This is a genomic window from Streptococcus sp. UMB0029, from assembly GCF_002871495.1.
Taxonomy (GTDB): Bacteria; Bacillota; Bacilli; order Lactobacillales; family Streptococcaceae; genus Streptococcus.
Genome location: NZ_PNGD01000011.1, coordinates 3,640 through 23,955, shown reverse-complemented (window position 1 = coordinate 23,955; position 20,316 = coordinate 3,640). Strand labels below are relative to the sequence as shown.

Annotated in this window: 13 protein-coding genes and 2 pseudogenes; 13 read left to right on the top strand and 2 right to left on the bottom strand. The window is 36.9% G+C overall.

The genetic code is table 11. From position 1 onward, the window contains the following. The first annotated feature begins 127 nt into the window (after window positions 1–127). The 7 genes from CJ239_RS08285 to CJ239_RS08250 all read left to right on the top strand — a co-directional run bounded on the left by CJ239_RS08285 (window position 128) and on the right by CJ239_RS08250 (window position 14,425). Window positions 128–1,009, top strand: a complete 882-nt coding sequence (locus tag CJ239_RS08285) for a class II fructose-bisphosphate aldolase (protein ID WP_001018999.1) — start codon at window positions 128–130, stop codon at window positions 1,007–1,009. 237 nt (window positions 1,010–1,246) lie between these two features. Then, window positions 1,247–3,469, top strand: a complete 2,223-nt coding sequence (locus CJ239_RS08280; protein WP_102211214.1) for an N-acetylmuramoyl-L-alanine amidase family protein — start codon at window positions 1,247–1,249, stop codon at window positions 3,467–3,469. A gap of 401 nt (window positions 3,470–3,870) precedes the next feature. After that, window positions 3,871–4,863, top strand: a complete 993-nt coding sequence (locus CJ239_RS08270) for an ATP-binding cassette domain-containing protein (protein ID WP_102211212.1) — start codon at window positions 3,871–3,873, stop codon at window positions 4,861–4,863. A gap of 1 nt (window position 4,864) precedes the next feature. After that, a complete protein-coding gene (locus CJ239_RS08265; RefSeq protein ID WP_102211211.1) occupies window positions 4,865–5,683 on the top strand; it encodes an ABC-2 family transporter protein in 819 nt (272 codons plus the stop codon). A 1-nt stretch (window position 5,684) separates the two neighbouring features. Then, entirely contained in the window at window positions 5,685–6,470 is a 786-nt protein-coding gene (locus CJ239_RS08260; RefSeq protein WP_102211210.1) for an ABC transporter permease, read from the top strand. 697 nt (window positions 6,471–7,167) lie between these two features. After that, window positions 7,168–13,668 (top strand): S8 family serine peptidase, encoded by a 6,501-nt coding sequence (locus CJ239_RS08255; RefSeq protein WP_102211209.1) that lies wholly within the window; start codon window positions 7,168–7,170, stop codon window positions 13,666–13,668. Between the two features lie 448 nt (window positions 13,669–14,116). Continuing rightward, window positions 14,117–14,425: a hypothetical protein gene (locus tag CJ239_RS08250; protein ID WP_102211208.1), complete on the top strand. Its 309-nt coding sequence runs from the start codon at window positions 14,117–14,119 to the stop codon at window positions 14,423–14,425. A gap of 81 nt (window positions 14,426–14,506) precedes the next feature. Here CJ239_RS08250 and CJ239_RS08245 read toward each other — a convergent pair whose 3' ends face one another. Further along, window positions 14,507–14,866 (bottom strand): DUF3397 family protein, encoded by a 360-nt coding sequence (locus CJ239_RS08245; protein ID WP_012972478.1) that lies wholly within the window; start codon window positions 14,864–14,866, stop codon window positions 14,507–14,509. A gap of 91 nt (window positions 14,867–14,957) precedes the next feature. On the opposite strand from CJ239_RS08245, the gene CJ239_RS08240 reads away from it, so the two are divergent. The 6 genes and pseudogenes from CJ239_RS08240 (at window position 14,958) to CJ239_RS12240 (ending at window position 19,951) form a co-directional block, all read left to right on the top strand. Then, complete coding sequence (locus CJ239_RS08240) at window positions 14,958–15,914, top strand: TIGR01212 family radical SAM protein (RefSeq protein WP_102211207.1); 957 nt, start codon at window positions 14,958–14,960, stop codon at window positions 15,912–15,914. After that, window positions 15,898–16,455, top strand: coding sequence for a class I SAM-dependent methyltransferase (locus tag CJ239_RS08235; protein ID WP_180958246.1), 558 nt, complete (start codon window positions 15,898–15,900; stop codon window positions 16,453–16,455). Before CJ239_RS08240 ends, CJ239_RS08235 begins: the two co-directional genes overlap by 17 nt. Next, entirely contained in the window at window positions 16,448–16,702 is a 255-nt protein-coding gene (locus CJ239_RS08230) for a hypothetical protein (protein WP_000361085.1), read from the top strand. The genes CJ239_RS08235 and CJ239_RS08230 overlap by 8 nt, the downstream gene beginning before the upstream one ends. A gap of 11 nt (window positions 16,703–16,713) precedes the next feature. Continuing rightward, window positions 16,714–18,768, top strand: coding sequence for a sodium:proton antiporter (locus CJ239_RS08225; RefSeq protein WP_102211205.1), 2,055 nt, complete (start codon window positions 16,714–16,716; stop codon window positions 18,766–18,768). A gap of 27 nt (window positions 18,769–18,795) precedes the next feature. Then, window positions 18,796–19,656 carry a YihY/virulence factor BrkB family protein gene (locus CJ239_RS08220; RefSeq protein ID WP_102211204.1) on the top strand — a complete coding sequence of 287 codons (861 nt, stop codon included), beginning with the start codon at window positions 18,796–18,798 and terminating at the stop codon, window positions 19,654–19,656. 91 nt (window positions 19,657–19,747) lie between these two features. Next, window positions 19,748–19,951: pseudogene (locus CJ239_RS12240) on the top strand (hypothetical protein). Between the two features lie 86 nt (window positions 19,952–20,037). Here CJ239_RS12240 and CJ239_RS08210 read toward each other — a convergent pair. Continuing rightward, window positions 20,038–20,316: pseudogene (locus CJ239_RS08210) on the bottom strand (hypothetical protein); the annotation flags it as partial.

The following is a 20,316-nucleotide window of genomic DNA, read 5'->3' as shown; positions in this document are numbered from 1 at the left end:
TTACATAGATGGAGATAGAAGAAATTCAATCGAAACTGCGGGAAAAACTAGATTTTTTTGTCAAAAAGTGATAAAATGAACAATGTAAATGGGATGACCCATAAAAATATACAGGAGGCCTGATAAAATGGCAATCGTTTCAGCAGAAAAATTTGTCCAAGCAGCTCGTGACAACGGTTATGCAGTTGGTGGATTTAACACAAACAACCTTGAGTGGACTCAAGCTATCTTGCGCGCAGCAGAAGCTAAAAAAGCTCCAGTTTTGATCCAAACTTCAATGGGTGCTGCTAAATACATGGGTGGTTACAAAGTTGCTCGTAACTTGATCGCTAACCTTGTTGAATCAATGGGTATCACTGTACCAGTAGCTATCCACCTTGACCACGGTCACTACGAAGATGCACTTGAGTGTATCGAAGTTGGTTACACTTCAATCATGTTTGATGGTTCACACCTTCCAGTTGAAGAAAACCTTAAATTGGCTAAAGAAGTTGTTGAAAAAGCACACGCTAAAGGTATCTCAGTAGAAGCTGAAGTTGGTACTATCGGTGGTGAAGAAGACGGAATCATCGGTAAAGGTGAATTGGCTCCAATCGAAGACGCTAAAGCAATGGTTGCAACTGGTATTGACTTCTTGGCAGCTGGTATCGGTAACATCCACGGTCCTTACCCAGCAAACTGGGAAGGTCTTGACCTTGACCACTTGCAAAAATTGACAGAAGCTCTTCCAGGATTCCCAATCGTATTGCACGGTGGATCAGGTATTCCTGATGAGCAAATCCAAGCAGCTATCAAACTTGGTGTTGCCAAAGTTAACGTTAACACTGAATGCCAAATCGCATTCGCTAACGCAACTCGTAAATTTGCTCGTGACTACGAAGCAAACGAAGCAGAATACGACAAGAAAAAACTCTTCGACCCACGTAAATTCTTGGCTGATGGTGTAAAAGCTATCCAAGCATCAGTTGAAGAACGTATCGACGTATTCGGTTCAGAAGGTAAAGCTTAATCTAGCTGAATAATACAGATAGAACCTGCCCATTGGGTGGGTTTTTTGGTGTGGGAAAAATAAAATATATGATATAGACTTTGTATTATGCCTTTGATATAATTAATTTAGCTTAAAGGTAAATATCAAGTTTTTTAAAAAATTCGGCTTTTAATGTGTTGTACTATATATTTTTAAAACTTGATAAAGTTACTAGCTAGTTTTAGTATATTAGAATTATTGGAGTTTAGGTTAGAGATGAAAGATAATATCGTAAGTTTTTTTCAGTATTTTTTATGGAAAAGAAAAATTAAAGAGGTTCATACTCACAGTGAGGCTAGTGTTAGACGAGCTTTTAGGTCTATTGCACAGAATGGATTTGATTATTATGGTGAGTCAGTACCTTATGGTCGGGCTAAGTGGTTTATTGAGTCAGAAAAAGAATTTTATAACGAATTCTCTAATACTGAATTTGAATATTTTGGCTATTCTCCGGTTAGAAGTTTAAAGGAAGAAGATTTCAAAGAATATGGTTTACTCTTGACCCAGTATGGAATTTTTGAAAAAATGCAAATCAAGGATCAAGAAAGGTGTAATGTACAATTTTTTCCATTTTCCAATTTATGGAAAGTAGAGGTAGATGACAATGATCAGTTAGTATTTTACTATCCATATGGGATTATTAAGCGTTTGAATGTCTCGAATAGTTTGAACTATGTTGTTAGAGAATTGAATGAATTGATTACTTCTGGTTATACCAATGATGTACAAGTTGAAAATTTAAACACACAGTTATTAAAAATTGGTAAAAAAAATATTAACTCAGCTACCTTTAGAAGAGGAACTGAAATAGGAGTTGTTTCTTGGATTTTATTAAGTGTAGGTGATAGATTGCATAAAGCTCAAATAAATGCAATGGTTAGTGCTCCTTCAGGGCATGGACATGCAGCTGAGTATGCAAATAATCTAATGGATAAGATTAAATATCCATTCCACCATGTAAGACAAACAGGTCAAGATAATGCAAAAAATGGTGCGGATAGAATGGTTGGAAATCAAAAAATTCAAACTAAGTACTATAACAATGCTAGAGGTACTGTAAATGCAGCTTTTGAATCTAAAAATGATGGAGGAATGTATAAGTATAATGGAATGCAATTGGAAGTTCCTAAAGACCAGTATGATAGAGCAGTGGAATTGTTTGAAGAAAAAATTAGACAGGGTAAAGTTGAGGGAGTTACTAATCCAAAGGAGGCGAAAAATTATATTAGAAAGGGGCACATAACTTATAGAGAATCAAAATTGATAGCTCAAGGAGGTAATTTGACCTCGATTAAATTTGATGCAATTGATGGAGCTATTAATTCATTACCTGGTGTAGGTATTAGCTTTGTTATTGTCTTTTCTCAGGCTAAATGGTCAGGTGCAGAAACCAAAGATGCGGCCCTAATGGCTGGTAAAGCAGGATTAAGAACACTAGCTATGGGAACGAGTATCTATGTTGCGTCACAGCAATTTGCAAAAATATTTACAAAACAAATTAATGATTATTTTGGAAAAAAAATTACAGCTGAAGTAGTTGCAAGACGAGCTGCCCCGGTGATTTCATTTGCTGTTATTATGGGTCCAGATATTTTTGAAGCGCTTGTTGGAAGAATTTCTTCCCAGCAGTTATTAAAAAATGCAGCAGTTGCTGGGGGCGGTATGATGGCAGGAGCTGGTGCAGGTGCGGTTGGTGGTGCAATTGCAGGACCAATAGGTGCATTAGCAGGTGCGATTATAGGAGGAATTGCAGGAGGAATAGGAGCAAAAGCAATTGCTGATCAATTCATAGAAGATGATCGTGTGGAAATGTTTGCTCAATTAAAAGAAGAGTTTATTGATATTGTGATGGTTATTTCGCTATCTCAGAAAGAGTTTAATAAAATCCAAGAAGATGTCTTTAATGAACAATTAGAAGGTTTATTGAAGGATATGTTCCAGAGAAAAGAAAATAGTCGAACTTATGCGAAAGAGTTTGTTGAGGAAAAAGTTAAATCTGTCATAAAAGATAGAAAACGAGTTGAATTGAAGGATATTATTGAGGCTGTTCAAGTAATAAATGATATTCAAGATTCATCGGAATCAGGATGGACACAAAATGATGGCGCTTGGTACTATCTAAATAATAGCGATTCTTTAGCAAGGGGGTGGGTTCAAGATAATGAACATTGGTACTATCTAAGTGAAGATGGAGCCCTGGTAACAGGTTGGTTTAAGTATAATGATGTCTGGTATTACTTGAAAGATAATGGAGCTATGGCGACAGGTTGGATTCAAGATTCAGGGAAATGGTATTATTTAAATGAAGACGGATCAATGGTAACAGGTTGGTACCAAGTTGGCGAAACATGGTATTATTCATATTCTTCAGGAGAACTCGCAGTTAATACTACCATAGACGGGTATAGAGTTAATGAAAATGGGGAATGTGTTGATTAAATTGAATATGTGAGGTAAAATCATTTTTAATACTAGCCTGCCCATGAGGGTGGGTTTTTGGGCGTTTTAAGGAGACTATTAAGCCAAAATTTTGGACTAATACTCTTCGAAAATCTCTTCAAACCACGTCAGCTTTATCTGCAACCTCAAAGCTGTGCTTTGAGCTACCTGCATCTAGCTTCCTAGTTTGCTCTTTGATTTTCATTGAGTATAAAAATACCACTTTAAGAGAAGAAATTCTAATTTAATAATCTGTAGGCAAACGCTTGCATTCTAGTTTTTATTGGACTATAATAGGTTGGTATAAAGCCTTCTGTAGTAATAAAATGTAGAAAGTAAGGATTTAGAATATTTGTAGTTAAAAATACAATGTTGCTATTCCTTGCGATAGGGAGATAGATATGGCAATGATAGAAGTGGAACATCTTCAGAAAAATTTTGTGAAGACTGTTAAGGAACCGGGTTTGAAGGGGGCTTTGCGCTCCTTTATTCATCCTGAAAAGCAGACCTTTGAAGCGGTTAAGGATTTAACCTTTGAGGTTCCTAAGGGACAGATTTTAGGTTTTATTGGTGCCAATGGTGCTGGAAAGTCGACAACCATCAAAATGTTGACAGGGATTTTGAAACCGACATCTGGTTTTTGTCGGATTAACGGCAAGATTCCGCAGGACAATCGCCAAGATTATGTCAAGGATATTGGGGTTGTTTTTGGACAACGTACTCAGTTATGGTGGGATTTGGCTCTGCAAGAGACCTACACGGTCTTGAAAGAGATTTACGATGTGCCAGATTCGCTCTTTCATAAGCGAATGGATTTTTTAAATGAAGTCTTGGATTTGAAGGACTTTATCAAGGATCCCGTGCGGACTCTTTCACTAGGTCAACGGATGCGGGCGGATATTGCGGCTTCCTTGCTCCACAATCCAAAGGTTCTATTTTTAGATGAGCCTACCATTGGTTTGGATGTTTCCGTCAAGGATAACATTCGTCGTGCCATTACCCAGATAAATCAGGAGGAAGAGACTACCATTCTCTTGACCACTCATGATCTGAGTGATATTGAGCAACTTTGTGATCGGATTTTCATGATTGACAAGGGGCAGGAGATTTTTGATGGAACAGTTAGCCAGCTCAAGGAGACCTTTGGCAAGATGAAGACTCTTTCCTTTGAACTAGTACCGGGTCAAAGTCATCTCCTTTCTCACTATGAAGGCCTGCCTGATATGACCGTTGATAGACAAGGAAATAGCCTCAACATTGAATTCGATAGTTCATGCTACCAGTCGGCTGATATTATCAAGCAAACCCTGTCTGATTTTGACATCCGCGATTTGAAGATGGTGGATACGGATATTGAGGATATTATCCGTCGCTTCTATCGAAAGGAGCTCTAAGATGGTCAAATTGTGGAGACGTTATAAACCCTTTATCAATGCAGGGATTCAGGAGTTGATTACCTATCGAGTCAACTTTCTTCTTTATAGGATTGGCGATGTAATGGGAGCTTTTGTGGCCTTTTATCTCTGGAAGGCAGTCTTTGATTCCTCACAGGAGTCCTTGATTCAGGGATTCAGCATGGCAGATATTACCCTTTATATCATCATGAGTTTTGTGACCAATCTGTTGACCAAGTCAGATTCTTCTTTCATGATTGGGGAGGAGGTCAAGGATGGTTCCATCATCATGCGATTGTTGCGACCAGTGCATTTTGCGGCATCTTACCTTTTTACAGAGCTTGGCTCCAAGTGGTTGATTTTTATCTCTGTTGGCCTTCCATTTTTAAGTGTCATTGTGTTGATGAAAATCTTATCTGGGCAAGGGATTGTAGAAGTGCTGGAATTAACTGTCCTTTATCTTTTTAGCTTAACGCTGGCCTATCTGATTAACTTTTTCTTTAATATCTGCTTTGGATTTTCTGCCTTTGTGTTTAAAAATCTTTGGGGTTCCAATCTACTCAAGACTTCAATAGTGGCCTTTATGTCTGGAAGTTTGATTCCCTTGACTTTCTTTCCAAAGCTTGTTTCAGATATTCTGTCCTTCCTGCCTTTTTCATCCTTGATTTATACTCCGGTTATGATCATTGTTGGGAAATACGATGCCAATCAGATGCTTCAAGCACTCGCTTTGCAGTTTTTCTGGCTCTTAGTGATGGTGGGGGTGTCTCAGTTGATTTGGAAACGGGTCCAGTCCTTTATCACCATTCAAGGAGGTTAGTATGAAAAAATATCAGCGTATGCATCTGATTTTTATCAGACAATACATCAAGCAAATCATGGAATACAAGGTGGATTTTGTGGTTGGTGTCTTGGGAGTCTTTCTGACTCAAGGCTTGAATCTCTTATTTCTCAATGTCATCTTTCAACACATCCCATCCTTAGAAGGTTGGACTTTTCAAGAAATCGCCTTTATCTATGGTTTTTCCTTGATTCCCAAGGGCTTGGATCATCTCTTTTTTGACAATCTTTGGGCACTAGGACAACGACTAGTCCGTAAAGGGGAGTTTGACAAGTATCTGACTCGTCCCATCAATCCTCTCTTTCACATCCTAGTTGAAACCTTTCAGATTGATGCCTTGGGCGAACTCTTGGTAGGTGGTATTTTACTGGGAACAACAGTAACCAGCATTGCTTGGACTCTTCCAAAATTTTTACTTTTCCTAGTCTGTATTCCTTTTGCGATCTTGATCTACACTTCCTTGAAAATAGCGACAGCCAGTGTTGCTTTTTGGACCAAGCAGTCGGGCGCCATGATTTATATTTTCTATATGTTCAATGATTTTGCCAAGTATCCGATTTCGATTTACAATTCGCTCCTTCGATGGTTGATTAGTTTTATCGTGCCATTTGCCTTTACGGCCTACTATCCTGCCAGCTATTTCTTGCAGGGCAAGGATGTAATCTTTAACATCGGAGGTTTGATGTTGATTTCTCTGGTTTTCTTTGTCATTTCCCTTAAACTTTGGGATAGGGGCTTAGATGCCTACGAAAGTGCGGGTTCCTAGGATAGATGTTATTAAAGCCTTGTCTCAGGACAGGCTTTTTCTAATAGAGATGAAAATATCTTAACATCTATTCTCAGAGTGCTATACTGTAAGTCTAATCACCGATTTAGCTTATACTCTTCGAAAATCTCTTCAAACCACGTCAGCTTCCATCTGCAACCTCAAAACAGTGTTTTGAGCAATCTGCGGCTAGCTTCCTAGTTTGCTCTTTGATTTTCATTGAGTATTAGTTGCTAGAGCAAGGCACTCGTAAAGCCTAGGTCACAGGTGAACATATGACTGAAGATTTGCAAAATTAGATATGTAGAAAATAACCGTTAAGCCTAGTTCTTATCGGTTATTTATGTTGTTAAATAACATTGTTATTGCCTCAATTATGTCTGTTTTTGTGATTCTAGTAGTAGTTCAACTTGATTGCTACTATTTTTGATGGTGTGAATGTGCTGATAATGTATCTCAGTTAAGTACGAAACCTTTGTATCATTTTTAACATATATTAAAAATAAAATTAACACATCTTAATTTTTCTTGACTTAAATTTTTTTAATTGATATACTATTTTCAGAGAGCTAACAATTATATATAAATGTACTACTCTATTTCCTAGATAATACTTAGTAAAACTTTTTATAACAAAGGCTAGCAAGGTTAAAGTTTTCTATCTATTGGAAGTTAAATAAATATGTAAGGAATTAAAATGAAAAAAAGTACAGTATTGTCACTAACCACAGCTGCAGTTATTTTAGCAGCATATGTCCCTAATGAGGTAGTTTTAGCAGACACATCTAGTTCTGAAGATGCTGTAACTATCTCTGATAAAGAAAAAGTAGTAGGTAAACAAAACGAAAACAAAGAAAAACATGAAGATATTCATAATGCTATAGAAACTTCAAAGGATACTGAAGAGAAGAAAACAACAGTTATTGAGGAAAAAGAAGTTGTTAGTAAAGAATCTGTGATAGACAATAAAACTAACAATGAAAAAGCAACAATCAAAAAAGAAGATTCCAATCAATACAAAGGAGATAATGCAGACTCGTCTGCAAGTAAAGACACGGAAAGTCCCAAAAAAGAAGATAGACTTGTCTATATTGCTGAATTTAAAGATAAGGAATCTGGAGAAAAAGCAATCAAGGAACTATCAAATCTTAAGAATACAAACGTTTTATATACTTATGATACGGTTTTTAATGGTGTTGCAATAGAAACAACTCCAGATACTCTGGACAAAATTAAACTAATAGAAGGTATTTCATCGGTTGAAAGGTCACAAAAAGTCCAACCTATGATGAATCATGCCAGAAAAGAAATTGGAGTTGAAGAGGCAATCGATTACCTAAAATCTATCAATGCTCCATTTGGGAAAAACTTTGATGGTAGAGGTATGGTCATTTCCAATATCGATACGGGGACAGATTATAGGCATAAGGCTATGAGAATCGATGATGATGCTAAAGACTCAATGAGATTTAAAAAAGAAGACTTAAAAGGTACTGATAAAAATTTCTGGTTGAGTGATAAAATTCCTCATGCTTTCAATTATTATAATGGTGGTAAAATTACTGTAGAAAAAGCTGATGATGGGAGCGATTATTTTGATCCACATGGGATGCATATTGCAGGGATTCTTGCGGGAAATGATACTGAAAAAGATATCAAAAACTTTAACGGAATAGATGGAATTGCGCCTAATGCACAGATCTTCTCTTATAAAATGTACTCTGACGCAGGATCTGGCTTCGCAGGAGATGAAACAATGTTTCATGCTATTGAAGATTCTATCAAACACAATGTCGATGTTGTTTCGGTATCATCTGGCTTTACAGGAACAGGTCTTGTAGGTGAGAAATATTGGGAAGCTATTAGAGCGTTAAGAAAAGCAGGCATTCCAATGGTTGTAGCTACGGGTAACTATGCGACTTCTGCTTCAAGTTCTTCATGGGATTTAGTGGCAAATAATAATCTGAAAATGACCGACACTGGAAATGTAACACGAACTGCAGCACATGAAGATGCGATAGCAGTTGCTTCTGCTAAAAATCAAACAGTTGAGTTTGATAAAGTTAACATAGGTGGAGAAAGTTTTAAATACAGAAATATAGGGGCCTTTTTCGATAAGAATAAAATCATAACAAATGAAGATGGTTCAAAAGCTCCTAGTAGATTGAAATTTGTATATATAGGCAAAGGTCAAGACCAAGATTTGATAGGTTTGAATCTTAAGGGCAAAATTGCAGTAATGGATAGAATTTATACAAAGGATTTAAAAAATGCTTTTAAACGAGCAACGGATAAGGGCGCACGCGCCATTATGGTTGTAAATACTGTCAATTACTACAATAGAGATAATTGGACAGAGCTCCCAGCTATGGGATATGAGGAGGATGAAGGAACTACTAGTCAAGTGTTTTCAATTTCAGGAGATGATGGTGTAAAGCTATGGAACATGATTAACCCTGATAAAAAAACTGAGGTTAAAAGAAATAATAAAGAAGATTTTAAAGATAAATTGGAGCAATACTATCCAATTGATATGGCAAGCTATAATTCTAATAAACCGAATGTAGGTGATGAAAAAGAAATTGACTTTAAGTTTGCACCTGACGCCGACAAAGAATTGTATAAAGAAGATATTATAGTCCCAGCAGGATCCACATCTTGGGGACCGAGAACAGATTTACTTTTAAAGCCTGATGTTTCAGCACCTGGTAAAAACATTAAATCCACTCTCAATGTCATTAATGGGAAATCAACTTATGGCTATATGTCAGGAACTAGTATGGCAACTCCAATCGTAGCAGCTTCTACTGTTTTGATTAGGCCAAAGTTAAAGGAAATGCTTGAAAGACCTGTGTTGAAAAATCTTAAGGGAGATGACAAAATAGATCTTACAAGTCTTACAAAAATAGCACTACAAAATACTGCACGACCTATGATGGATGCGACTTCTTGGAAAGAAAAAAGTCAATACTTTGCATCACCTAGACAACAAGGAGCAGGGCTAATTAATGTTGCCAATGCTTTGAGAAACGAAGTCTTAGCGACTTTCAAAAACACGGATTCTAAAGGTTTGGTAAACTCTTATGGTTCTATTTCTCTTAAAGAAATAAAAGGAGAAGAAAAATATTTTACAATTAAGCTTCACAATACATCAAACAGACCTTTGACCTTTAAAGTTTCAGCATCTGCTATAACTACAGATGCTCTAACTGACAGACTAAAACTGGATGAAACATATAAAGACGAAAAATCTCCAGATGGGAAGCAAATTGTTCCAGAAATTCACCCAGAAAAAATCAAAGGAGCAAATATCACATTTGAGCATGACACTTTCACTATAGATCCAAATTCTAGCTTTGATTTAAATGCGGTTATAAACGTTGGAGAGGCTAAAAACAAAAATAAATTTGTAGAATCATTTATTCATTTTGAATCAGTGGAAGAAATGGAAGCTCTAAACTCCAACGGGAAGAAAATAAACTTCCAACCTTCTTTATCGATGCCTCTAATGGGATTTGCTGGGAATTGGAACAAGGAACCAATCCTTGATAAATGGGCTTGGGAAGAAGGATCAAAATCAAAAACAATGGAAGGTTATGATGATGATGGTAAACCAAAAATTCCAGGAACTTTAAATAAGGGAATTGGTGGAGAACATGGTATAGATAAATTTAATCCAGCAGGAGTTATACAAAATAGAAAAGATAAAAATACAACATCCCTAGATCAAAATCCAGAATTATTTGCTTTCAATAACGAAGGGATCAACTCACCATCATCAAGTGGTTCTAATATTGCCAAAATTTATCCTTTAGATTCAAATGGAAATCCTCAAGATGCTCAACTTGAAAGAGGATTAACACCTTCTCCACTTGTATTAAGAAGTGCAGAAGAAGGAATGATTTCAATAGTAAATACAAATAAAGAGGGAGAAAATCAAATAGACTTAAAAGTCATTTCGAGAGAACACTTTATTAAAGGAATTTTAAACTCTAAAAGAAATGATGCAAAGGGAATCAAATCTTCTAAGCTAAAAGTTTGGGGTGACTTGAAATGGGATGGACTCATCTATAACCCTAGAGGTAGAGAAGAAAATGCACCAGAAAGTAATGATAAGCAAGATCCTGCTACTAAGATAAGAGGTCAATTTGAACCGATTGCAGAAGGTCAATATTTCTATAAATTTAAATATAGATTAACTAAGGATTACCCATGGCAGGTTTCCTATATTCCAGTAAAAATTGATAACACAGCCCCTAAGATTGTTTCGGTTGATTTTTCAAATCCTGAAAAAATTAAGCTGATCACAAAGGATACTTATCACAAGGTAAAAGAGCAATACAAGAATGAAACGTTATTTGCTAGAGATCAAAAAGAACATCCTGAAAAATTTGACGAGATTGCCAACGAAGTTTGGTATGCTGGCGCCGCTCTTGTTAATGAAGATGGAGAGGTTGAGAAAAATCTTGAAGTAACTTATGCAGGTGAGGGTCAAGGAAGAAATAGGAAACTTGACAAAGACGGAAATACCATTTATGAAATTAATGGGGCAGGAGATTTAAGAGGAAAAATCATTGAAGTCATTGCATTAGATGGCTCTAGCAATTTTACAAAGATTCATAGAATTAAATTTGCTGATCATGCTAATGAAAAGGGGATGATTTCCTATTATCTAGTAAATCCTGATCAAGATTCATCTAACTACCAAAAGCTTGGCGAGATTGCCGAATCTAAATTTAAAAATTTAGAAAATAGAAAAGAGGATAGTCTTAAAAAAGATACAACTGAGGTAGAAAATCATCAAGAAAATGAAGAGTCTATCGAAGAAAAATCTAGCTTGACTATCAATAAAGCCATTTCAACAATTAGAGATTTTGAAAGCAAAGACTTAAAGAAACTCATTAAAAAGAAATTTAGAGAAGTTGATGACTTTACAAGTGAAACTGGTAAGAGGACAGAAGAATACGATTATAAATACGATGATAAGGGAAATATCATTGCTTATGACGATGGTAGTGCCTTAGAATATGAAACTGAAAAACTTGACGAAATCAAATCAAAAATTTATGGTGTTCTAAGTCCGTCTAAAGATGGACACTTTGAAATTCTTGGAAAGATAAGTAATGTTTCTAAAAATGCCAAGGTATACTATGGAAATAACTATAAATCTATAGAAATCAAAACGACCAAGTATGATTCCCACTCAAAAACGATGACATTTGATTTATACGCTAATATTAATGATATTATGGATGGATTAGCTTTTGCAGGAGATATGAGATTCTTTGTTAAAGATGATGATCAGATAAAAGCTGAAACTAAAATTAGAATGCCTGAAAAAAATAAGGAAACTAAGACAGAATATCCGTATGCATCAAGTTATGGGAATGTAATAGAATTAGGAGAAGGAGATCTTTCAAAAAATAAACCAAACAATTTAACGGACATGGAATCTGGTAAAATCTATGCTGATTCAGAAAAACAACAATATCTATTAAAGGATAACATCATTATAAGAAAAGGCTATGCACTAAAAGTGACTACCTATAATCCTGGAAAAACGGATATGTTAGAAGGAAATGGAGTTTATAGCCAGGAAGATATAGCAAAAATCCAAAAGGCCAATCCTAATCTAAGAGTCTTATCAGAAAAAATAATTTATGCTGATAGTAGAAATATTGAAGATGGAAGAAGTACTCAATCAGTATTAATGTCGGCTTTGGACGGCTTTAACATTGTAAGGTATCAAGTGTTTACCTTTAAAATGAACGATAAAGGGGAAGCAATCGATAAAGATGGAAATCTTGTGACAGATTCTTCTAAACTGGTATTATTTGGTAAGGATGGTAAAGAGTACACAGGAGAGGATAAGTCCAATGTAGAAGCTATAAAAGAAGATGGTTCTACGTTATTTATTGATGCAAAACCAGTAAATCTTTCAATGGACAAGAACTACTTTAATCCATCTAAATTTAATAAAATTTATGTACGAAATCCAGAATTCTATTTAAGAGGTAAGATTTCTGATAAGGGTGGTTTCAACTGGGAGTTGAGAGTTAATGAATCAGTTGTAGATAATTATTTAATCTATGGAGATTTACACATTGATAACACTAGAGATTTTAACATTAAGCTTAATGTTAAAGACGGTGACATCATGGACTGGGGGATGAAAGACTATAAAGCAAACGGATTTCCAGATAAGGTAACAGACATGGATGGAAATGTTTACCTTCAAACTGGCTATAGCGATTTGAATGCGAAAGCGGTTGGAGTACACTATCAATTTTTATATGATAACGTTAAACCAGAAGTAAACATTGATCCAAAAGGAAATACTAGTATCGAATATGCTAAGGGAAAATCTGTAGTCTTTAATATCAATGATAAAAGAAATAATGGATTCGATGGTGAGATTCAAGACAAACATATTTATGTAAATGGAAAAGAATACACATCATTTGATGATATTAAACAAATAGCAGATAAGACACTAAACATTAAGATTCTTGTAAAAGATTTTGCAAGAAATACAACCGTAAAAGAATTCATTTTAAACAAAGATACGGGAGAGGTAAGCGAACTAAAACCTCATACGGTAACTGTGACCATTCAAAATGGAAAAGAAATGAGTTCAACGATAGTGTCGGAAGAAGATTTCATTTTACCTGTCTATAAGGGTGAATTAGAAGAAGGATATCAATTTGATGGCTGGGAAATTGCTGGTTTCGAAGGTAAAAAAGATGCTGGCTATGTTCTTAATCTATCAAAAGATACCCTTATAAAACCTGTATTCAAGAAAATAGAGGACAAAAAGGAAGAGGAAAATAAACCTACTTTTGATGTATCCAAAAAGAAAGATAAGGTGCAAGTAAATCATAATCAATTAGATGAAAGTCACAGAAAAGAGGATTTCCAAAGAGAAAATCATTCACACAAATCTGATTCAACTAAGGATGTTAAAGCTACAATTCCTGATAAAAATGATAAAAACTTTGAAAATACGAAAGAAGTTTATCTTAATGAACCAGAGAATATAGCTAATAAACATACCAATATCGATAGTAAATCGGATACTAACAATTCTGATAGATTGCCAAAAACCGGAACAGTTAGAGAAGGTTTTACACCATTCATTGCTGGAATATTGTTTACCGTAGGCACATTTCTTGGATTGAAGAAAAAAGATCAAGATTAGGACAAAAGCTATAGAAAAATGGTTTGTATACTGAGATGAGATAGTGTGGTGATGAAACAATTTTGTGACAATTACTATTTACTATTTAATACTTAATTCTTAAGTTTACATTGATAATTATACTCTTTTAGAATGTATTAATGTACTTTATTTAGATAACAAAAAATCTTCTTATTACAGATAGGAAGATTTTTTGGATTTTACCAATTTCATAAAATACTGTGTTGAACTATAGAATAAAAATACTGTTGCAATCGGAAAAGTGAAGAAGCTCATTAGGGCTTCTTTTCTTTTATCTTAACTATTCAACCACTTAGACCGATATAGCGACCAGATAGGCAAAAGAACTTGTTCTTGAAAATGACCTCTGTTATAATGATTTTTGTAAGGAACAGGAGGCGTCAATCAGATAAGTCAAGTTCCTAAAAAAGAAATTGGAGATAAAGAAATGAAAAAGTTATTGGGGATTGTATTTTTAATAGCAGCAGCGACAGTAGTGTATTTTGCTTCTGTTGGCTGGCCAAGTTTAGATGTCAACCTCTGGTCACTGATTCCGGTAGGGTTGTTCCTCTTTTTCACACTAGAGAATCTTTTGAGAAAGGATTACAAGGCTAGTCTGATGTGTTTGATTATCGCCTTTTTCATTGCGAATGCAATTTTGGACCTTTTGCCAATTTCAAGTAGCTTGGTGATTGGAGCAGGTGTGCTGGCTTGTGTAGGTATTGGTTACCTCTTTCCTGATAAAGAGAGTAAATAGAAATTATTGAAAAATAGATAAAGAAAAAACACTTCAACCACTGTATTTTAGTTTGATTGAGGTGTTTTTGATTTCATTTTTTTATTTCTGAGCCATCAATTCAACAATCATCTCGATATACATGACAAGGGTCAATAAGAACCCTGCACGCCAGAAGAATTTGATGAATTTAGGATAGTAAAAGCTACGTTTTTTCAAAAGAAAGAAAAAAACGAGAATAATAGCTAGGAGTGAGAGGGCTAGGCCTAGTCTAGGGAGAAAATTATGAGTAAAGGTTTTAGCTGTAATCAGGTAATACTCAAATACTAAAACTGGAAAAGCCAAATCCGCAAAGTTTCGTCCTAGTTTTTTTAATCTAAAAAGTTTGGTTATGATAATGCAGACGACTAAAGTCAGTATCAATAATAAAATAGATGCTAATTTCATTAAAATCATATCCATATTGTATCATAAAAAAAGGCTAATGGAAACGAGAAACAGAGGAATTTATAGGAAAGTCAGGCTTTTGAGATTGTGGGTGTTTTTTGTTATAATGAAGGTTATGAAATCTTATAATACCTTGAATGATTATTATCGAAAACTCTTTGGAGAAAAGACTTTTAAAGTCCCTATTGATGCGGGATTTGACTGTCCCAATCGTGATGGAACTGTAGCTCATGGGGGCTGTACTTTTTGTACGGTTTCTGGTTCTGGAGATGCGATTGTGGCACCAGATGCGCCTATCCGTGAGCAATTTTATAAGGAAATTGACTTTATGCACCGCAAGTGGCCAGATGTGCAGAAGTATCTGGTTTATTTTCAAAATTTTACCAACACTCATGAAAAGGTGGAAGTCATTCGAGAGCGCTATGAGCAAGCTATCAATGAGCCAGGTGTAGTAGGAATCAATATCGGAACGCGCCCAGACTGTTTACCAGACGAAACCATCGAATATTTGGCTGAGTTGTCGGAGCGCATGCATGTGACGGTTGAATTGGGCTTGCAGACTACTTATGAAGCAACCTCTGATCTGATTAATCGGGCCCACTCCTATGAATTGTACGTGGAAACGGTCAAGCGTTTGAGAAAGTATCCCAAGATTGAGATTGTTTCTCATTTGATCAATGGACTTCCTGGTGAAACCCATGAGATGATGCTTGAAAATGTCCGCCGCTGTGTCACGGATAATGATATTCAAGGAATTAAACTGCACTTGCTTCACCTGATGACCAATACGCGTATGCAACGGGATTACCATGAGGGACGTTTGCAACTGATGAGCCAGAACGAATATGTCAAGGTCATCTGTGACCAACTGGAAATCATTCCCAAACATATCGTCATCCATCGAATTACAGGAGATGCACCTAGAGATATGCTGATTGGACCTATGTGGAGCCTCAATAAGTGGGAAGTGCTAAATGCTATTGAAACTGAAATGCGACGTCGTGGAAGTGTTCAAGGATGCAAGGCTGTAAAACAGGAGTTTGAAAATGAAAAGACCACTTGAAATGGCACATGATTTTTTGGCTGAGGTTGTGAATCAGGATGATATCGTTGTGGATGCGACAATGGGAAATGGCCACGATACCCTTTTTTTAGCCAAGCTAGCCAAGAAAGTCTATGCCTTTGATATTCAGGAGCAAGCCTTGGAAAAGACGCAAGAGCGTTTGAACCAGGCTAGAATGACAAATGCCCAGTTAATCTTGCAAGGCCATGAGACACTGGACCAGTTTGTGACAGAAGCCAAGGCAGGGATTTTTAATCTGGGCTATTTGCCATCAGCTGATAAGTCAGTCATTACCCAACCTCAGACGACGATTGAAGCATTAGAAAAGTTGTGTCATTTGCTTGTCAAAGGGGGACGGATTGCTATCATGATCTACTATGGTCATGAAGGAGGCGACCTCGAGAGAGATGCTGTCTTGGATTTTGTCAGTCAGTTGAACCAACAAGAGTACACAGTTGCCATTTACCGAACTTTAAACCAAGTCAACAACCCACCGTTTTTAGTAATGATTGAAAAATTAGAGAGATATAGACATGGATAAACAATACCTGCGTGAAAAGCTGGATGCCATGCGCCAGAACTTTGTTGAATCAACCCACCACGAACGAGCGGTGGGCGTGCTAGATCAAGCACATATGAGCAAAAAAATGCTTAAAATCAAGAAAAAATTAGTAGCTCTTGAAATGGAACGGTGCCAGAGAAAAATTGAGCACAAGGATTGTTCCAAGATTGACCAAAAAATCAAAGAGCAGAAGGAGATATTTGAATCCTGTTGTAAAAAAGATTAAGGAGGACGTGCGTGGAATTACTGATTTACCTCATCCTATTTTTACTGGTTTTGATTGTCTCAAGTACAACCAATAAGCTCCTGCCCTTTTTGCCTCTCCCTTTGGTGCAGATTCTTTTGGGAATTGTGATTGGTCTCTTTTTACCCAATACCGACTTTCACCTCAATACGGAGTTGTTTTTGGCTCTGGTTATCGGGCCCTTGCTTTTCCGAGAGTCGGAAGAAGCGGATATTACGGCTATTTTAAAACACTGGCGAATCATTATCTATCTCATATTTCCAGTGATTTTCATCTCGACCCTGAGTTTGGGTGGCTTGGCCCATCTTCTTTGGCTCAGTCTTCCCTTGGCGGCTTGTTTGGCTGTTGGGGCAGCCCTTGGCCCTACAGACTTGGTTGCCTTTGCCTCTCTTTCGGAGCGGTTTAGCTTTCCTAAGCGCGTGTCCAATATCCTTAAGGGTGAAGGACTCTTGAATGATGCTTCTGGTTTGGTGGCTTTTCAGGTGGCCTTGGCCGCTTGGACAACAGGAGCCTTTTCCCTTGGGCAAGCTAGTAGTTCGCTCATCTTTTCAATTCTAGGCGGTTTTTTGATTGGCTTTTTAACAGCCATGATCAACCGTTTCCTCCATAGCTTCTTGCTAAGTGTGCGAGCAACGGATATTGCTAGTGAGCTCCTTCTGGAATTGAGTTTGCCCTTGGTAACCTTCTTCCTGGCAGAAGAAGTCCACGTTTCAGGGATTATTGCCGTTGTGGTTGCTGGGATTTTAAAGGCAAGCCGTTTTAAGAAAATTACGCTCCTCGAAGCCCAAGTGGATACGGTGACCGAGACGGTTTGGCACACAGTGAACTTTATGCTCAATGGTTCTGTCTTTGTGATTTTAGGGATGGAGCTGGAAATGATAGCAGAACCTATCTTGACCAATCCAATCTATAATCCCTTACTTTTATTGGGATCTCTTGTAGCCCTCACCTTTGTCCTCTTTGCCATTCGTTTTATCATGATTTATGGCTATTACGCCTATAGGACTAGACGTCTCAAGAAAAAGCTAAATAAGTATATGAAGGACATGCTTCTTTTGACCTTCTCAGGTGTTAAGGGAACGGTGTCGATTGCTACGATCCTTCTGATACCAAGTAATCTAGAGCAGGAGTATCCTCTCTTACTTTTCCTCGTTGCAGGTGTGACGCTTGTAAGCTTTTTAACAGGTCTCTTGATCCTGCCTCATCTTTCTGATGAACAGGAAGAAAGCAAGGATTATCTCATGCATATCGCCATTTTGAATGAGGTTACTTCGGAGTTAGAAAAAGAACTTGAAACTCATAAGAATAAGCTCCCTCTCTATGCAGCTATTGACAATTACCATGGACGAATAGAGAATCTTATCTTGAGTCAAGAAAATAAGGGGGCTCAAGAAGACTGGGAGACCTTGAAACTTCTCATCCTCAGTATTGAAAGTGATGGTCTGGAACAGGCCTACGAAGAAGGCAAGATGAGTGAGCGTGCCTATCGAGTCTACCAACGTTATCTGAAAAACATGGAACAAGGTATCAATCGTAAGTTTGCTTCACGAGTGACCTATTATTTCCTTGTTTCCTTGCGGATTTTACGTTTTCTCCTTCACGAAGTCTTTACCTTAGGCAAGACCTTCCGTAGTTGGAAAAATGAAGAATCACAGAAACTCAGAGCCCTTGACTATGACCAAATTGCAGAGCTCTATCTAGAAAATACAGAGATGATTATCGAAAGTCTGGAGAATCTTAAAGGGGTTTATAAGAGTTCTTTAATCAGCTTCATGCAGGATTCTCGTCTCCGAGAAACAGCTATTATCACCAGTGGTGCCTTTGTCGAACGGGTTATCAATCGCGTCAAGCCCAACAATATCGATGAAATGCTGAGAGGCTATTATCTGGAGCGCAAGTTGATTTTCGAATACGAAGAAAAACGATTGATTACGACCAAGTATGCCAAGAAGTTACGACAAAATGTAAATAACTTAGAGAACTATTCCTTGAAGGAAGCTGCCAATACCCTGCCTTATGATATGGTGGAATTGGTAAGAAGAAATTAATCAAGATTATAAGTGAAGGAGTATGACATGAAGAAGTGGTGGAAAGAGCTGATAGACAAGCCTCTATTAAAAGCATTTTTGCATTATTATCAAGCATCAGATAGTGAGTTGACCAGTGTTGCAGTAGCCTACTATTGGTTGATATCGATATTTCCCCTGCTTTTGGTGGTGGTTAATATCCTCCCTTATTTTCAGATTCCAGTTTCCAATTTTTTAAACGTGACTAATAGTTTTTTGCCTGATACGGTTTATGACGTTGTTGCAAAAATTGTAATGGAAGTTCTGACTCAGCCATCAACAGGTTTACTGAGTTTTGCGGTTTTGTCAGCCCTCTGGACCTTTTCAAAATCCATGAATTTCCTACAGAAAGCCTTTAATAAAGCTTACGGAGTTGCTAAAAATCGTGGAATGATTTCCAGTCAGCTCATGAGTTTGTTTGTCAGTTTTGGCTTGCAGATTCTCTTTGCTTTAGCTCTCTTTCTCAGTGTCTTTGGGCGAATGCTTCTCAACCTTATCAAGAGCTACTGGAAATCGGATAGTCCTCTCTTTGATTATCTGCAAGACCTAACAGGTCCCTTGGTCTATGCCTTGATTTTTGCTATCTTGGTCATGCTTTATTATTTTCTGCCCAATGTTAAGGTCCGACGGATTCGACATGTATTGCCAGGTAGTGCCTTTGTCTTGTTGATCCTGGTCTTACTGCTCAATATCTTTTCAGTCTATGTCAACAATTATGTCAATCACATAGTGGACGTGCGTTTTTTCAGTTCTGTCGTAGTGGTGGTCATGATGTTCTGGTTTATTCTCATTGCTAAGATTTTGATTGTCGGCGCGGTGATTAATGCCAGTGTGCAGAGTTTGAAAGATCTGAATTTTAGAAAAGACTAACGAATTTTTAATTCATTACAAAACGCATAATATCAAGGTTGATGTGTACTGACCCCAAAAAGGCGGCAAAAAGCAAGCACCTGCAAGCAACGTGCCGAAATGGTCAAATCCTGATTATGTCAACGAATTAGACCCAAAAATCGTTGATATGCTAGTAGAATTTCACAAGTCGCAAGGCACTTTGGAAATTCCCGAGGCGTAAGCAGAAATCGCCCAAAAACGTGAAGAAATCGAGCAAAGGAGAGCTGAGCTTGAGGATAAAAAACAAGAGCTTTTGAACCGCTTGAACAAATAGAGTTTCGCAAGTATTATGCTTACAAATTACTTGAGCAATTAACTAAAATATAAACCCTGCCTTTATATCTAGGTAGGGTTTATATTTTAGAAATTCACGTAGGTTGTTTCGGTTTTTTCATACCCAGTATAATCTGAGTTTCTATAGTATCCAGTGATAAACATCCATTTTCTTTGAGCAACATGGATATAAGTATTTGTTATGTAGTATGGATATGGGCTTTGTGACTCCAAGTAACTCTCATAAGCTTGCGTACCAATATATGCTCCACTAATTATGCCACCCCATGGGCCACCCACCATAGAACCTATAAGAGCAAAAAACGCGGATATTCCAGATTGAATCATGAAGTGAGCGAATGTGTT

Excerpts from the sequence above, each read along its gene's own strand:
- CJ239_RS08220 (WP_102211204.1), top strand. The coding sequence starts at position 18,796 with ATGAAGAAGTGGTGGAAAGAGCTGATAGACAAGCCTCTATTAAAAGCA.
- CJ239_RS08255 (WP_102211209.1), top strand. The coding sequence starts at position 7,168 with ATGAAAAAAAGTACAGTATTGTCACTAACCACAGCTGCAGTTATTTTA.
- CJ239_RS08250 (WP_102211208.1), top strand. The coding sequence starts at position 14,117 with ATGAAAAAGTTATTGGGGATTGTATTTTTAATAGCAGCAGCGACAGTA.
- CJ239_RS08230 (WP_000361085.1), top strand. The coding sequence starts at position 16,448 with ATGGATAAACAATACCTGCGTGAAAAGCTGGATGCCATGCGCCAGAAC.
- CJ239_RS08270 (WP_102211212.1), top strand. The coding sequence starts at position 3,871 with ATGGCAATGATAGAAGTGGAACATCTTCAGAAAAATTTTGTGAAGACT.
- CJ239_RS08240 (WP_102211207.1), top strand. The coding sequence starts at position 14,958 with ATGAAGGTTATGAAATCTTATAATACCTTGAATGATTATTATCGAAAA.
- CJ239_RS08285 (WP_001018999.1), top strand. The coding sequence starts at position 128 with ATGGCAATCGTTTCAGCAGAAAAATTTGTCCAAGCAGCTCGTGACAAC.
- CJ239_RS08260 (WP_102211210.1), top strand. The coding sequence starts at position 5,685 with ATGAAAAAATATCAGCGTATGCATCTGATTTTTATCAGACAATACATC.
- CJ239_RS08280 (WP_102211214.1), top strand. The coding sequence starts at position 1,247 with ATGAAAGATAATATCGTAAGTTTTTTTCAGTATTTTTTATGGAAAAGA.
- CJ239_RS08265 (WP_102211211.1), top strand. The coding sequence starts at position 4,865 with ATGGTCAAATTGTGGAGACGTTATAAACCCTTTATCAATGCAGGGATT.
- CJ239_RS08245 (WP_012972478.1), bottom strand. The coding sequence starts at position 14,866 with ATGGATATGATTTTAATGAAATTAGCATCTATTTTATTATTGATACTG.
- CJ239_RS08235 (WP_180958246.1), top strand. The coding sequence starts at position 15,898 with ATGAAAAGACCACTTGAAATGGCACATGATTTTTTGGCTGAGGTTGTG.